Annotated in this window: 10 protein-coding genes and 2 pseudogenes; 6 read left to right on the forward strand and 6 right to left on the reverse strand. The window is 72.0% G+C overall.

Annotated elements, in window-relative coordinates; all coding sequences use genetic code 11:
• Nucleotides 1-68: 68 nt before the first annotated feature.
• The 6 genes and pseudogenes from LUZ64_RS16030 to LUZ64_RS16055 form a co-directional block, all read right to left on the reverse strand.
• The gene (locus LUZ64_RS16030; RefSeq protein ID WP_095584627.1) at nucleotides 69-812 is read right to left on the reverse strand and encodes an ABC transporter permease; all 744 of its coding nucleotides are present in this window, start codon (nucleotides 810-812) and stop codon (nucleotides 69-71) included.
• A pseudogene (locus LUZ64_RS16035) lies at nucleotides 809-1,766 on the reverse strand (ABC transporter ATP-binding protein). The gene LUZ64_RS16030 and the pseudogene LUZ64_RS16035 overlap by 4 nt, the downstream one beginning before the upstream one ends.
• Before the next feature lie 188 nt (nucleotides 1,767-1,954).
• Nucleotides 1,955-4,921, reverse strand: a pseudogene (locus LUZ64_RS16040) (hypothetical protein); the annotation flags it as partial.
• Between the two features lie 177 nt (nucleotides 4,922-5,098).
• A complete protein-coding gene (locus LUZ64_RS16045; protein WP_095579405.1) occupies nucleotides 5,099-5,479 on the reverse strand; it encodes a DUF6113 family protein in 381 nt (126 codons plus the stop codon).
• Nucleotides 5,480-5,484: 5 nt separating this feature from the next.
• Entirely contained in the window at nucleotides 5,485-6,378 is an 894-nt protein-coding gene (gene mshB, locus LUZ64_RS16050; RefSeq protein ID WP_095579403.1) for an N-acetyl-1-D-myo-inositol-2-amino-2-deoxy-alpha-D-glucopyranoside deacetylase, read from the reverse strand.
• 99 nt (nucleotides 6,379-6,477) lie between these two features.
• Nucleotides 6,478-6,672, reverse strand: a complete 195-nt coding sequence (locus LUZ64_RS16055) for a hypothetical protein (RefSeq protein WP_087926441.1) — start codon at nucleotides 6,670-6,672, stop codon at nucleotides 6,478-6,480.
• 184 nt (nucleotides 6,673-6,856) lie between these two features.
• On the opposite strand from LUZ64_RS16055, the gene LUZ64_RS16060 reads away from it, so the two are divergent.
• The 6 genes from LUZ64_RS16060 (at nucleotide 6,857) to LUZ64_RS16085 (ending at nucleotide 15,233) form a co-directional block, all read left to right on the forward strand.
• Nucleotides 6,857-8,977: a S9 family peptidase gene (locus tag LUZ64_RS16060; protein ID WP_095579402.1), complete on the forward strand. Its 2,121-nt coding sequence runs from the start codon at nucleotides 6,857-6,859 to the stop codon at nucleotides 8,975-8,977.
• A 217-nt stretch (nucleotides 8,978-9,194) separates the two neighbouring features.
• Nucleotides 9,195-10,172, forward strand: coding sequence for an ABC transporter permease (locus LUZ64_RS16065; protein ID WP_095579401.1), 978 nt, complete (start codon nucleotides 9,195-9,197; stop codon nucleotides 10,170-10,172).
• A 62-nt stretch (nucleotides 10,173-10,234) separates the two neighbouring features.
• On the forward strand, nucleotides 10,235-12,046 hold the full coding sequence (locus LUZ64_RS16070) for an ABC transporter substrate-binding protein (RefSeq protein WP_095579400.1): 1,812 nt from the start codon (nucleotides 10,235-10,237) through the stop codon (nucleotides 12,044-12,046).
• A 72-nt stretch (nucleotides 12,047-12,118) separates the two neighbouring features.
• Nucleotides 12,119-13,096 (forward strand): ABC transporter permease, encoded by a 978-nt coding sequence (locus LUZ64_RS16075; RefSeq protein WP_095579399.1) that lies wholly within the window; start codon nucleotides 12,119-12,121, stop codon nucleotides 13,094-13,096.
• A gap of 20 nt (nucleotides 13,097-13,116) precedes the next feature.
• The gene (locus LUZ64_RS16080) at nucleotides 13,117-14,193 is read left to right on the forward strand and encodes an ABC transporter ATP-binding protein (RefSeq protein ID WP_095579398.1); all 1,077 of its coding nucleotides are present in this window, start codon (nucleotides 13,117-13,119) and stop codon (nucleotides 14,191-14,193) included.
• Nucleotides 14,190-15,233, forward strand: a complete 1,044-nt coding sequence (locus LUZ64_RS16085) for an ABC transporter ATP-binding protein (protein ID WP_095579397.1) — start codon at nucleotides 14,190-14,192, stop codon at nucleotides 15,231-15,233. Before LUZ64_RS16080 ends, LUZ64_RS16085 begins: the two co-directional genes overlap by 4 nt.

Genomic DNA, 15,233 nt, shown 5'->3' on the forward strand with positions numbered 1-15,233 from the left:
CTGATCCTCCCTCGCCCCTCGGGCTTCGGGCTTCGGGCCCTTTCGCGGGCCCTGCCCCGCCCTCCGGTTCACGCCTTGCGGGTGTCCTTGCGGTACAGCCAGGCGGCCGCGCCCCCGAAGATCACAAGATAGGCGACCAGGACGGCCACATCCTTCACGTCCGGGGCGTTGCCCAGCTCGATGGACTGCCCGAGCGCGGCGTACGCGTGGGTGGGCACCCACTCGGCGATGTCCTGGAGCCAACCCGGGAAGGTGCTGACCGGCATCCAGAGGCCGCCGAGGATCGACAGGCCGAAGTAGATGATGAAGGTGAGGGGGCGCACGGCGTCACCGGTGGCGAGATAGCCGACCGCCACGCCCAGCGCGGCGAAGACGATGCTGCCCGCCCATATCGCGCCCGTGAGCGCGAACCACTGCCAGGCCGCGTCGAACCGGACGTCCTTCACGACGGCGGCTATGAGGAAGACCACCAGGATCGACGGCAGCGACACCACGGCGGCCGAGGCCACCTTCGCCGTCACATAACCGCGGCCGGGCAGGGCCGTGAGCCTCAGCTGGCGCACCCAGCCCTTCTCGCGCTCCTTGGCTATGCGCTCGCTGTTGCCGACGAGGACGGCGGTGATGGCGCCGAAGGAGGCCATGGAGACCATCATCAGCAACGGCAAGGTCAGCCCGGTGCCCTTGACGACCTCCGTGCTGCTCGCCCCGCCGGCGATCAGCAGATACAGACCCGCCGGGTAGAGCACGGAGAAGAACATGAACTTCTTGTTGCGCAGGGTGCGCTGGATCTCAAGCTTGATCAGAGTGTTCACTTGGCCGCCTCCTCAGCGGTCGCGGCGTCGGTGATGGCGATGAACGCCTGCTCCAGGCCGAGGCCCGCCCGCGACCTCCAGGTTGCGCGGGTAGAGCCCCAGGCCGTAGAGCGCGTGGACGGTGGCGTCGGCGTCGTGCGACTGGATGCGCACCGTGCGGCCCGATACCTCCAGGGAGGACAGGAACGGCAGTTCGCGCAGCGCGCCCTCGCCTATGTACTCGTCCAGGTCGAAGACGATCCGGCGGGCGCCGGCCTTCGCCTTGATCTCGGCGGCCGAGCCGTCCGCGATCACCCTGCCGCGGTGCAGCACGATCACGCGGTCGGCGATCGCGTCGGCCTCCTCCAGATAGTGCGTGGCGAAGAGGATCGCCCGGCCGGCCCGGGCCTGGGCGCGCATCACGCCCCAGAACGCCTGGCGGGCCGAGACGTCCATGCCGGTGGTCGGTTCGTCCAGCACGACGAGCTCGTTGGCACCGGCCGTGGCGAGCGCGAACCGCACCCGCTGCTCCTGGCCGCCGGAGAGTTTGTTGACCATGCGGTCCGCGATGTCGGTCAGATCCGCGTGCTCCAGCACCTGCTCGACCGGGTAGGCGTGCGGGTGCAGGTCACAGGCGAGCCGCACGAGCTCACGAACCTTCACGTCCTCCATCAGGCCGCCGCTCTGGAGCATCGCGCCGACCTTGCCGCGCGCGATGGCCTGCTGCGGAGTGGTGCCGAAGACCTCGACACGCCCAGAGTCGGGGGTGCGCAGGCCCAGCAGGAGGTCGAGCGTGGAGGACTTGCCCGCGCCGTTCGGACCGAGGAGGGCGACGGTCTCGCCGGGGTGGAGCTGGAGGTCCAGCTCCGAGACGGCCCGCACCTCGCCGAAGCTCTTGCTGACGTCGGTGAAGCTGACCACGGGTGGTGCGGTGCGGTGCCGGTCCCCCGTGAACGTACGTGCTGTGGTGGTCATGTACTCAATGATCCGGGCCCGGGGAGCGCCGCGGCAGTGTCGGGTGTCGTGTGCTGACAATGACAGATGTCATGGCTTCCTTGACCCCTTGTCATGGTTCATCTGACCCCTGTGACATGCGAAAACCCCCGTGCCGGGTGGGGCACGGGGGCTCGTCGCGACCAGGCCGCGAGCAGGCGAGGCCGGGGTCAGCTGCCGTTGACCGGGATCACCCCGACGCGCTCGGCGGCCGTCTTGCCGCGGAGCGCCTTGCGGAGGGCGCCGACGACGTCCGTCGGCTGCACGGGCGTCTTGCTGCCGTCGCCGCGCTGGATGGTGACGCCGTTGAACTTGGAGCCGTAGAGCTCCTTGAGCGCTTCGAGGTTGTAGTTCTCGACCAGCTGCCCGTTCACCTCCTTGACCGCCAGGATCTTCGGCAGCGAGAGGTCCGGGCCGAACCGGATGCTGTGGAGCGGGTCGGTCTGGATGATGACGATGCCCGACATCGCGGGCTTCGCGAACTCGTTCATCATCCGGTCGACCTCGGCCTTGCCGACCTTCGGCTGCTGCTGGGCGCTGGGCAGCTCGACGGTCTTGTTCTCACCCGTGGCGGCGCGGTCGCGGTACGCCTGGGCGACGGCGGCCACGGCCTTGTCGGTGTCCAGGCCGACGTACGGCTTGCCGTAGACGGGCACGGCCTTGCCGGGCTCGAAGGTGATCGTGCCGTCCTTGGCGCCGCCGGCCTCGCCGGCCAGGGTCTTCAGGGCCGCCGCGATCTTCTCCTCGTCGGCGCCGATGACCGCCTCGGCCTTGCGGGTGCCGCCGATGAGCGAGGGGATGACCGTCATCGGGTTGTAGTCCCGGCCGGCCGCCTCGCGCACGGTGGCCTGGGTGTCGATCGTCAGACCGGCCACCGACGGCTTGAGCTCCGCCTCCTTGCCCCCGATGGAGACCTTCAGCGGGTCCGTGGCACGGCCGCCGAGCGCGGAGTCGAGCTTCTGCACGGCCTGCTCCTTGGAGCTGCCGCCGATGCCGACGCCGAGGACGGTGGTGCCGTTGGGCACGTCCGCGTGGTCGAGGAGCAGGCCCGCGGCGTAGGCGACGCCGACCAGCGCCACGAGGCCGCCGCCCAGCAGGACGACCTTGGAACGGCCCTTCTTCTTCGCGGCCTTCTTGGGGGCGCTCTTGGGCGCGGCCGCGGCCGGGGCCGGGACGGCGCCGGGAGCGGGCACCTTGGGCTTGGGCACGGCCACGCGGGGCGCGCCGCTGTCGACCGGGCCGGCCTTCTTGCCGGGGCCCGGCGGCGGGACGACGGGCACACCGCTGACGAGCGTCTCGGACGTCCCGCCGGGCGCGGCGGGCGCCTTCTGGCCGCCCTTCTTGCCACCCTTGCCGCCGCCCTTGGGCGCCTTGGGCGTCTTCGTCTGCTGCTGGCCGTTGCCGGGCGCCTGGGTGCCCTGCGGGCCCTTGGGGCCGCGCGGTGCCGACCGGTCGCCGGCGGGCGGCGCGGGGACGCGCGGGACGCCCTCGCGCGGAGTGTCCGTACGCCCGGGGGCGAAGGCGGCACCACCGGGGGTGCCGCCGGGCGTGCCGGGGAAGGCGCCGTCCTGGCCCGCGGTGGGCGCGGGGAACTGCTGCGTGGTGTCCGGGGCGCCGGCCCACGGAGCGGCGCCGGCCGAGGCGCCGGGACCCGGCGGCGGCACGGCGGGCGTGGCCTGCGGGGTGCCCCCGACGACGGGGTTGGTGCCGGTGGCCATGGGGTCGCCGGCCCACGGCGCGGGCGTGGTGCCCGTCGTGGAGGCGTCGGCGGGGCCGCCCGGCCACGGCGTCGCGCCGGTGGTCGAGGCGCCGCCCGGCCAGTCGTCGGCCTGCGCGCCGGAACCCCGGCCGCCGTGCGTGGCGGTGTCGGGCTGCCAGGGCGTGGTGCCGGTGGTGCCCGAGGCGGAAGCGCCCACGGGCCAGTCGTCGACCGGCTTCGGCGCACCCGGAACGTCACCGGGCATACCGGAGGACGCGCCCTGCCACGGCGTCGTGCCTGTCGTCGAGGCCGCGGGGGCCGAGGAGGCCGACGGGCCCGTCGGCCAGTCGTCGACCGGAGCGGCCGGAGCCGCGGCGGCGGTGCCGTCGGCGGGCCACGGGGTCGCGCCCGTCGTCGAGGAACCGCCCGGCCAGTCGTCCACGTGACCGGCGGGGGTCTCCGCCTGCCAGGGCGTGGCGCCCGTGGTGGAGGCGCCGCCCGGCCAGTCGTCGACCGGGCCGGCCGGACGCTGCTCGCCCGTGCCGGCCACGCCCTCGGCGGGCCACGGCGTCGCGCTCGTCGTCGAGGAACCGCCCGGCCAGTCGTCGACCGGGGCGGCGGAGGTGTCGGGCTGCCAGGGCGTGGTGCCGGTGGTGCCCGAGGCGGAAGCGCCCACAGGCCAGTCGTCGACCGGCTTCGGCACGCCCGGAACGTCACCGGGCATACCGGAGGACGCGCCCTGCCACGGCGTCGCCCCCGTCGTGGAAGCCGGGGGGGCCGGAGGAGCGGAAGGAACCGAGGAAGCCGACTGGCCGACCGGCCAGTCGTCCACCGGAGCGGCCGGAACGGCCGGAGTCACGGGCGGCGGGGTCGACTTCTGCCGCTGCGGGAGGGGCGGCACCGAGCCGCCGCCGGATCCCTGCGTGCGGCGGCCCGCGGGCGGCGGCGTGCCCGGGGAGGACTTGCGCGGGGCGAACCAGTCGCTCGTCTTGTCCTTCGACGCCGGGCGCTCCGCCTCCTGGCGGGCCGGGGCCGCGGACGGCTCCGGGCGGCGGGGCAGGGCGGGCTTGCCCTCGGCGCTCCGGCGTGCCGCGGGCGCGCCGGTGGCCGACGGGCCGGCCGGCGGGGCGTTCTTGGCGGCCGCGGGCGGGGCCGGCACGGCGGCGGGGCCCGGGGCGGCGGCACCCGGCTCGTCGCCGACGGGCGTGCGCATGATGACCGGCGGGATCGGCCGCGAACCCGGGATGTTGATGCGGATCCGCGTCGTCAGCGTGGTCTCGGTCTTGTGCTCTTCCGGCTTCGGCGCCATGGCCTGCTCCTCGCTGACGCCACCGTCGGCGGACGGCTGGCGGCTTCCGTACGGCGGGGTCCCCGAGGGGTACGCGGCGCCACCGCGGCCCTGGGGCCCGGAGGACGAACTGTCAGATTCACGGCTCAAAGCAGGTTCTCCCGGTTAGCTCCGCCGCCCGTCATGACCTCGTTCGGGCGGCTCGGCGGCGCGCACCACCATACTGGGCACCACGGACGCGTACTTGACGGCCGCCGGATCGGTCCGGCGGCGAGGCGCGCGGGGCGGGTCCACGCGCCTCGGGCCGGTCAGGCAGAAATCGTCACGTCACTTGCCAAGTCGGACTGAGGAGCCGTCCGGTTGCGGCACTTTCGGGAGCGTGGCGCACATCACAGCCACGACCATCCCGCCCAGCAGGAAGGCCCACGAGCCCAGTCCGGCGCCGAAGAGGAAGTCGCCCTCCGGCCGGCTGTCGGTCAGCAGCAGCACCGCGACGAGCCAGCCGGCGCCGGGCGCCATCCCGCCGGCCCGGGTGCGGGCCGCGGTGAGCCCGCCGTAGCAGAGGCCCGCGAGGGCGAGCAGGGCGAGCGTCAATCCGCCGGGGAACCAGCCCGCTTGCACCAGCCCGCCCGCGACCCCCACCAGCGCGCCGAGGACGGCGAGGACGGCGTAGAGGGCGAGGCGCCCGGCGCTCAGCGGTGCCGCCATGCCGGTCACGCGTCCACCCCGGCGAACAGGTCGTCCTCGCGGGGCGCGGCGGCGCGGCCGCGGACGAGCTTGTAGTACTCGTCCGGGAAGAGGGGCTGGCCCAGGTCGTTGGAGAGCGCGAAGAAGGGGCCGTCGACGGCGACCTGGGTGGCGTGGGCGCGCATCGCGGCGGCCTTCGCCCCGGTGTACGCGGCACCGGCGATCACCGCCGTCACCTCCTCGTCGGGGACGACCCCGGGGACGTCGGAGGCGGTGGCGATGCCGGGGAAGGGATCGCCGACACCGCGCTCGCGCAGCTGTGCGAAGCCCGCCTCCACGACGGAGAGCGGCACGCAGTTCCAGTAGATCTTGGCGATCTCGTGCGGGTCGCCCAGGTCGCGCCGGAAGGCCGTTTCGCCCGCGAGGTCCGCGGCGCGCATCGCGACGCGGTGCGCCTGGATGTGGTCGGGGTGGCCGTAGCCGCCCTCGGGGTCGTAGGTGACCAGGACCTGCGGCCGGACCTCGCGAATCACCTCTACGAGGGATGCGGCGGCCTCGTCCACGTCCGCCCGCCAGAAGGACCCGGGGCGGTCGTTCTGCGGGATGCCCATCATCCCGGAGTCGCGGTAGCGCCCGGTGCCGCCGAGGAAGCGGTGGTCGGTGACGCCCAGCTCCCTCATCGCGGCGGCCAGTTCACCGACGCGGTAGGGGCCGAGGGTGTCGTCCCGGTCGGCGGTGAGGTGCGCGAGGCCGGCCGGGATCACCTCGCCCTCTTCACCGAGGGTGCAGGTCACGAGGGTGACATGGGCCCCTTCGGCGGCGTACTTGGCCATGGTCGCGCCGTTGTTGATCGATTCGTCGTCCGGGTGCGCGTGCACCAGGAGCAGCCGGCGGCCTGGCAGGGCGGAGCGGTCGGTCATGGGGACAGCCTACGAGCACACCGGGCGGCGCGGGGCGCCGCCGGGCGCAGCCCCGCGCGGACCGGCGCGAGGACCCCGCCGGGGCCCTCCGCCGGACCGTCAGAACTTGATGTTGCTGATCATCCCGGTCACGCTCGAGGTGAGACTGTGCAGCGTCGGGGCGATCGACGAACTCGCGAGATAGAACCCCAGCAACACACAGACCGCGGCGTGGCCCGCCTTCAGACCGGACTTCCGGACCAGCAGGAAGACGATGATCGCCAGCAGCACCACCGCCGAAATCGAGAGTGCCACAGCGGTTCACCTCCAGGAACGCGCGGTCGGACGGACGACGAACGAGCGGCACACGGATGCCGCTCGGGACTTATCACCTATGCGTCAGTGATCATAACTTTCCGGTGCCCGGACATCACTCGGTGCACAGGAGCAAATCCGGGGCGCACGGCGACTTCTCGCCGCCCCGCAATAGGCTCCACGCATGACCGGACAGCTCTCGTTTCCTCGGCAGCAAGCCCGTACACAACGTTTCTCCCTCGGCGCGCCGCGCGCGTTCACGGTGTCGCCGGACGGCGCGCGTGTCGCGTTCCTGCGCTCCCGCTCGGGCACCGACCGGGCGGGGGTGCTGTGGGTGCTCGACCTCGACGACGGACGGGAGCGCGTGGCGGCCGATCCCGCCCTGCTGCTGGGCGGCGCCGAGGAGGAGTTGTCCGCGGCGGAGCGGGCGCGCCGCGAACGCAGCCGCGAAGGCTCGGCGGGCATCGTCGGATACGCCGTGGACAGCGCCGTGGAGTGGGCGGCCTTCGCCCTGTCGGGGCGGCTGTTCGTGGCCGAGCTGCGCGGCGGCACCGCCCGTGAGCTGGTCGTCCCCGGCCCGGTGGTCGATCCGCGGCCCTCGCCCGACGGCCGCCGGGTCGCCTATGTGACGCGCGGCGCGCTGCGCGTGGTGGAGGCGGACGGCGGTGGCGACCGCGCCCTGGCCGAGCCCGAGGGCGACACCGTGACCTGGGGGCTGGCGGAGTTCGCCGCCGCCGAGGAGATGGGGCGCTCGCGGGGCTTCTGGTGGGCGCCGGACGGGACGTCGCTGCTGGTGGCACGGGCGGACGAGGCGCCGGTGAGCAGCTGGTGGATCGCCGACCCCGCCCATCCGGACCGGGCGCCCGCCCAGGTCCGCTACCCGGTGGCCGGCACCGCCAACGCGGAGGTGTCGCTTGCCCTGCTGGGCCTGGACGGCAGCCGTAAGGACGTCGAATGGGACCGCGAGCGCTATCCGTACCTGGCGCGTGTGCACTGGTCGGCGGCCGGTCCCCCGCTGCTCCTGGTGCAGGCGCGCGACCAGCGCAGCCAGGTGTACCTCACCGTGGACACCGCGACGGGCGGCACGCGCGTGCTGCACGTGGAGGAGGACGCAAACTGGCTGGATCTTTTCCCTGGGGTGCCCGTGTGGAACCCGGACGGGCGACTCGTACGGATCGCCGACGAGGGTGACGCGCGGGTCCTGGTGGTGGGCGACCGGGCGCTGACCGGGCCGCGGTTGCATGTGCGGGCCGTGCTGGACGCCGGTGCGGAGGACGTGCTGGTCTCGGCGTCGGCGGGGCCGGAGGCGGCGGACCCGGAGACCGGCGAGACCCATGTCTACCGGGTCGGCGCGCAGGGCGTGGAGCGCCTCTCCGAGGGGCCGGGGTGGCACTCGGCGGTGCGCGGCGGGGCGGTGACGGTCCTGGTCTCCACGTCACCGGAGCGCAGCGGTGCCCTCGTTCGGGTCCTGCGCGACGGCGTACGGGCGGCCACGGTCCCCTCGTACGCGCAGACGCCCGTGCTGACCGCCCGCGCGCGCCTGACGGAGGCGGGCGCGCGCCGCATCCCGTGCGCCGTGCTGCTGCCGACGGGTTATGAGGAGGGCGACGGGCCCCTGCCGGTGCTGATGGACCCCTACGGCGGCCCGCACGGGCCGCGCGTGGTCGCCGCGCAGAACGCCCATCTGACGTCCCAGTGGTTCGCCGACCAGGGCTTCGCGGTGGTCGTGGCCGACGGTCGCGGCACGCCGCACCGCTCACCCGGCTGGGAGAAGGCCGTCCGGGACGACTTCGCGGGCGTCACCCTGGACGACCAGGTCGACGCCGTGCGGGCGCTGGCCGAGCGCTTCCCGCTGGACCTCGGCCGGGTGGCGATCCGCGGCTGGTCGTACGGCGGCTACCTCGCGGCGCTGGCGGTGCTGCGCCGCCCGGACGTCTTCCACGCGGGGATCGCGGGCGCGCCGGTCACGGACTGGCGGCTGTACGACACGCACTACACGGAGCGCTATCTGGGCGATCCGGAGCGGCGGCCGGAGGTGTACGCGCGCAATTCCCTGGTCACCGACGAGGGGCTGTCGGGGGCCGCGGCGGAGAGCCGGCCGCTGATGGTGATCCACGGGCTCGCGGACGACAACGTGGTCGCGGCGCACACGCTGCGGCTGTCCTCGGCGCTGCTCGCGGCGGGCCGCCCGCACGAGGTGCTGCCGCTGTCGGGGGTGACGCACATGACCCCGCAGGAGCAGGTCGCGGAGAATGTGCTGCTGCTCCAAGTCGATTTCCTCAAGCGGTCGCTGGGCCTCTCCTGACCGCCGTGGAGTGACGTGCGCGGCGTGCCCGGCAGACCCTGTCAAGCACGCCGCGTCGTCGATCCGCTCAACCTTCGCTCAAGATGGCGGGGGGTGCCGCCTCTTCCGCGCAGCCCTCTTGACTGGGCCGTGAATCCATTGCGAAAGTCCGCTCAACCCATCGCGTGACCGGCGTCCGCGAGAGGTCGACAAGACGACAGTGCGGGGGATTTACGCGATGACGAGTCCTTCCCAGTTACCGCTGACGCAAACAGAGTTGGCGGGCCGTTCACCCGGACAGCTGATGTGGCGGCGCTTCAAGCGTGACCGTTCCGGGGTAGTTTCCGCGTACATCGTGGCGTTCTTCTTTCTCGTCGCCGTGACGGCTCCGCTTCTTTCGAAGGTCTACGGGAAGAATCCGACGGAGACCTACGGGCTGGACGAGCCGGGCCTGCTCAACGAGTTCGGTTACCCGGTCGCGCCGAACGGCGGTATTTCCGGGCGGTTCTGGTTCGGAATCGAGCCCACCCTGGGCCGGGACGTGCTCACCCAGCTGGTGTACGGAATCCGTACGTCCCTGCTCATCGCGACCGCGGCGACGGTCCTGTGCGTGCTGACCGGCGTCCTGGTCGGTGTGACGGCCGGATACATCGGCGGGCGCACCGATTATCTGCTCGGCAGGTTCATCGACCTCCTGCTGGCCTTCCCCTCCCAGCTGTCGTTCATCGCCTTCACGCCGGTGGTCTATTCCCTCTTCGTCAGCCCGGGCAAGGAGACCCCGACCTCGCTGCGGGTCCTCACCCTGATCCTGGTGCTCTGGGTGCTGGGCTGGATGGGGATGGCGCGGCTGCTGCGCGGCCAGGTGCTGAGCCTGCGGGAGCGGGAGTTCGTCGAGGCCGCGAAGGTCACCGGGGCGTCGCCCTGGCGGATCATCCGCAAGGAGCTGCTGCCCAATCTGTGGACGCCGATCCTGGTGCAGTCGACGCTGATGCTGCCGTCGGTCGTGACCATCGAGGCGGGCCTGTCCTTCATCGGCGTCGGCATCCTGGAGCCCACCCCCGACTGGGGGCGGATGTTCGCGAACGGCGCCCACTACTACGAGAGCGACATCACCTACATCTTCTTCCCCGGCCTCGCGATGATCATTTTCGTGGTCGCCTTCAACCTGCTCGGGGATTCCGTCCGGGACGCCTTCGACCCCCGGACCACCCGCTGAGAACGGCGCACGGCCGACAGGGCAGAACCGGACACCGAGGGGACAGGCAGGTGCATCGACCCATGACGAAGGCACTGAGGCACAGACACCGGCGTTCCGCGGCCGTGGCGCTGGCCTGCTGGGGAGCGGCCGGCGCTCTGGTCCTCACCGCGTGCAGCGGCGGGGGCGGCGGAGGTGGAGGCGGCGGGAAGAGCGAGGGGCCCGGCGAGGACAAGACGAAGGCGTCCAACTACTCCCTGGGCACCAAGGAGGACTCCGCCGGCCCCGCCCCCGAGGTGAAGGGCGCGAAGAAGGGCGGCACGGTCAACGTCCTCCAGCGCGACGCCTTCAACCACCTGGACCCCGGCCAGATCTACTTCGCCGACGTCCTCGCCGCGCAGATGCTCTACAACCGCTCGCTCACCTCCTACAAGGTGGACGACCAGGGCAGGGTGAAGGTCGTCGGCGATCTGGCCACCGACACCGGCACGGCCTCCGACGGCGGCCGGACCTGGAAGTTCACCCTCAAGGACGGGCTGAAGTTCGAGGACGGCTCGCCGATCACCGCCCGGGACGTCCGGTGGGGCATCGAGCGGCTCTACGCCCCCTTCGAGACCGACGGGCCGCTGTACATCCCGCAGTGGCTCTCGGGCGAGGGCAGCACCTTCCGCAAGGCGCTGCCGGACGGCCCGTACGAGGGCAAGCACCTGCCGTCGTCCGTGCTGGACACCCCGGACGACAAGACGATCATCTTCCACTTCCTTCAGCCGCACGCCGACACGCCCTTCGCCACGGCCATGCCCAACGTCGGAGCGGTCAAGGCGGAGAAGGACACCAAGCAGAAGTACGACAACGCCCCCTTCGCCTCCGGCCCGTACAAGGTCGGCGAGTACAAGGTCGGCAAGTCGCTGAAGCTGGTGCGCAACGAGCACTGGGACCCGAAGACGGATCCGATCCGCCACCAGTACGCGGACGGGTTCGAGATCAGCTTCGGTCACCAGTACGCGGACTCCACCCGCCGCTTCCTCGCCGACCAGGGCGGTGACAAGAACGCCCTGTCGTTCTCCAGCGCCGTCGCGCCGGAGATGACCGAGAAGGTGCTGAAGCAGGCGGACACCAGGTCGCGCCGCTTCGTCGAGGTCCAGCCCTACGTCGACTACATGAGCATCAACGTCGACCGGGTGAAGGACGTCCGGGTCCGCAAGGCCATCGCCCACGCCATGCCGAACGGGCAGATCCTCCAGCAGAACGGCGGCGCGACCGCCGGGCTGCTCGCCACCAACTACCTCTCGCCCGCCATGGACGGCTACCGGCCCACGGACCCGCTGGGGAAGAAGGCCAAGCCCTCCGGTGACCCCGAGAAGGCCAGGGCGCTGCTCAAGGAGGCCGGAAAGGAGGGCATGGAGATCGTCTACGCCTATGCCAACACCGACGTCCAGCAGAAGGTGTCCGTGGTGGTCACCCAGGCGCTGGAACGGGCGGGCTTCAAGGTGCAGAAGAAGGAGGTCGACGCCAACATCTGGCGGACCGCGGTCGCCGAGGTGAAGAACAAGTTCGACGTCTACCGCAACTCCTGGGGCGCGGACTGGCCCGTCTCCTCGACGGTGATCCCGCTGCTGTTCGACAGCCGGCAGATCGCCGACGGCAGCCAGAACTACAGCCATCTCAACAACCGCGCCGTCGACGCCGAGGTGGACCGGATCAACAAGATCCCGGATGTGAAGCAGGCCGGGCCCGAGTGGCAGAAGCTCGCCGACAGGATCCTCACCGAGGACGTCCCCGCGGTGCCGGTCTTCTACAACCGGCAGTTCTCCCTATGGGGTTCGAACATCGGCGGCGTGCGGTACCAGCCCGTCTACGGCACCGTCGACCCGACCGGCGTGTTCGTGAAGTAGCCCCGGCGCCGGCCGGGCCCGTTACCCGGTACCCCGGCCGGCCGCCCCGCCCTGACGGAAGTCCGCGGAGCCATGCTGAGATTCCTCGCCCGCCGCGTCCTAGGCGCACTCGTCATCATCGTGCTGATCAGCGCGATCACCTTCTTCCTGTTCTTCGCGCTGCCCTCCGAGCCGGCCCTGATGTCCTGCGGCAAGAACTGCACACCGGACGCCCTCGCGCTCATCAACAAGAACCTGGGCCTGGACGAGCCGGTGCCCGTCCAGTACTGGCACTATATGGCGGGCATCTTCACCGGCCGTGACTTCAGCGTCGGCCACTGCCCGGCACCCTGCTTCGGCTACTCCTTCTCCAACCAGCAGCCGGTCTGGGGCACCATCGTGGACCGCTTCCCGACCACGCTGTCGATCACGGTCGGCGGGGCCGTGGTCTTCCTCGTCGTCGGCGTCGGCATCGGCATGCTCGCCGCCGCCTTCCGGGGCACCTGGGTCGACAAGTTCTTCAGCTCCCTGTCGCTGATCGGCAACTCCCTCCAGATCTACTTCGTGGGCGTCATCGCGCTCGCGGTCCTGGTCAGCGGGCTGCACTGGATGGACAACCCCGCCTACCACCCGATCACGGAGAACCCCGGGAAGTGGTTCACGGGGATGCTCATCCCCTGGCTGGTGCTCTCCATCATCTTCATCGCCAACTACAGCCGGATGACGCGCTCGCAGATGATCGAGCAGATGGGTGAGGACCATGTGCGCACGGCGCGCGCCAAGGGACTGAGCCGCCGGACGGTTTTCTTCCGCTACGCCTGGAGGGGCGCGCTCGCCCCCGTCGTCACCATCTTCGGCATCGACCTCGGCTCGCTCTTCGGCGGCGCGATCATCACCGAGTTCACCTTCAGCCTGCACGGCCTCGGCAGGCTGGCCGTCTCCTCGGTCGGCGAGACCGACCTGCCCACCCTGATGGCCGTGATGCTCGTCGGCTGCACGGCGATCGTCATCGCCAACATCGTCGTGGACGCCGCCTACGCCTTCATCGATCCGCGCGTGCGCCTCGCCTGACCGCCAGGAGAACGACTGCCGTGACCGCGACCTCACCCGACACGACTCCCCCGCCCGCCCCCTCCGCCACACCCTTTCTCTCCGTACGGGACCTCCATGTGCGCTTCACCACCGAGGACGGCGTCGTGAAGGCCGTCGACGGGCTCTCCTTCGACCTGGAGCGCGGGCGGACCCTCGGCATCGTCGGCGAGTCAGGCTCGGGCAAGTCCGTCACCAACCTCGCCGTCCTCGGCCTGCACGAGCGGCGCGGCACCGAGATCACGGGCACGATCACACTGGACGGGCGGGAGCTCACCACCGCCCCGGAGTCCGCGCTGGAGAAGCTGCGCGGCAACAAGATGGCCATGATCTTCCAGGACTCCCTCACCGCCCTCTCGCCCTACTACACGGTGGGCCGGCAGATCGCCGAGCCCTACCGCAAGCACACCGGCGCCTCCCGGCGCGACGCCCGCCGGCGCGCGGTCGAGATGCTGGACAAGGTCGGCATCCCCAACGCCGCGCGGCGCGTGGACGACTACCCGCACCAGTTCTCCGGCGGCATGCGCCAGCGCGCCATGATCGCCATGGCCCTGGTCTGCGACCCCGAGCTGCTGATCGCCGACGAACCGACGACCGCGCTGGACGTCACCGTCCAGGCCCAGATCCTCGACCTGCTCAAGGACCTCCAGCGGCAGACCGGTTCGGCGATCGTGCTCGTCACCCACGACCTCGGGGTCGTCGCCCACACGGTGGACGACCTGCTGGTGATGTACGCGGGCCGGGCCGTCGAGCGCGGCCCGGTCCGCGAGGTGCTGGGCGCGCCGGGCCACCCGTACACCTGGGGCCTGCTGGGCTCCATGCCCCGGCTGACCTCGGACGTCGACGAACCCCTCGTGCCCATCCCCGGCGCCCCGCCCAGTCTGCTGACGCCCCCGCCCGGCTGCCCTTTCCACCCGCGCTGCGCCCACGTCGCCGAGGTGGGCGGCGACCGGTGCCGGACGGAGCGTCCGGAGCTGCCGGCGGGCCGCGGCGCCGCCTGCCACCTCACCCCCGGGCAGCGGCGTACGGCCCTCGCCGCGCGGCTCGCGCCCCGGCCGGGCCGAGGAGGCACCCGATGACCGAACTCCTCGTCGCGGAGGGCCTGACCAAGCACTTCCCGATCATGGGCGGCTTCCCCGTCAAGCGGAAGGTCGGGGCGGTCCAGGCCGTGGACGGCATCGATCTGACCGTACGCGCGGGCGAGAGCTTCGGACTGGTCGGCGAGTCCGGCTGCGGCAAGTCCACGACCGGGCGGCTGCTGACCCGGCTCCTGGAGCCGACCGCCGGCCGGATCACCTATCAGGGGCAGGACATCACCCACGCCAAGCGCCGGCAGCTCGCCCCCGTCCGCCGCGACATTCAGATGATCTTCCAGGACCCGTACTCCTCGCTCAACCCCCGGCAGACCGTGGGGAAGATCGTCTCGGGACCGATGGAGATCCACGGCGTCGAGCCCGCCGGCGGCCGGGAGGCCCGCGTCCGGGAGCTCCTGGACATCGTGGGCCTCAACCCCGAGCACTACAACCGCTTCCCGCACGAGTTCTCCGGCGGCCAGCGGCAGCGCGTCGGGGTCGCCCGGGCGCTGGCCCTGGACCCGAAGATCGTCGTGGCGGACGAGCCGGTGTCCGCGCTCGACGTCTCCATCCAGGCCCAGGTGGTCAACCTGCTCCAGCGGCTCCAGCGGGAGCTCGGCATCGCGTTCCTGTTCATCGCCCACGACCTGGCCGTCGTACGGCACTTCTCGCAGCGGGTGGCGGTGATGTACCTGGGGAAGATCGTCGAGGTGGGCGGGCGGGCGGACATCTACGAGCGGCCCCGGCACCCGTACACGCACGCGCTGCTGTCGGCGGTGCCGGAGGCGTCCGACCTCATGGAGGGACCGGAGGGGGTGCGGCGGGAGCGGATCCGGCTAGCCGGGGACGTGCCGTCGCCGATCCTGCCGCCGTCGGGGTGCCGGTTCCGGACGCGGTGCTGGAAGGCGCGGGAGGTGTGCGGCGTGGAGGTGCCGGCGCTGGTGCGGGCGGAAGGGAGTGCTTCCGGGCATCTGTCGGCATGTCACTTCCCGGAGGCGGTGCCGGTTCTCTCCCCCACCCCGCCCCTTCCCGGAACCGGGGGCTGA

The organism is Streptomyces albireticuli (genome assembly GCF_021228125.1).
GTDB lineage: Bacteria > Actinomycetota > Actinomycetes > Streptomycetales > Streptomycetaceae > Streptomyces > Streptomyces albireticuli.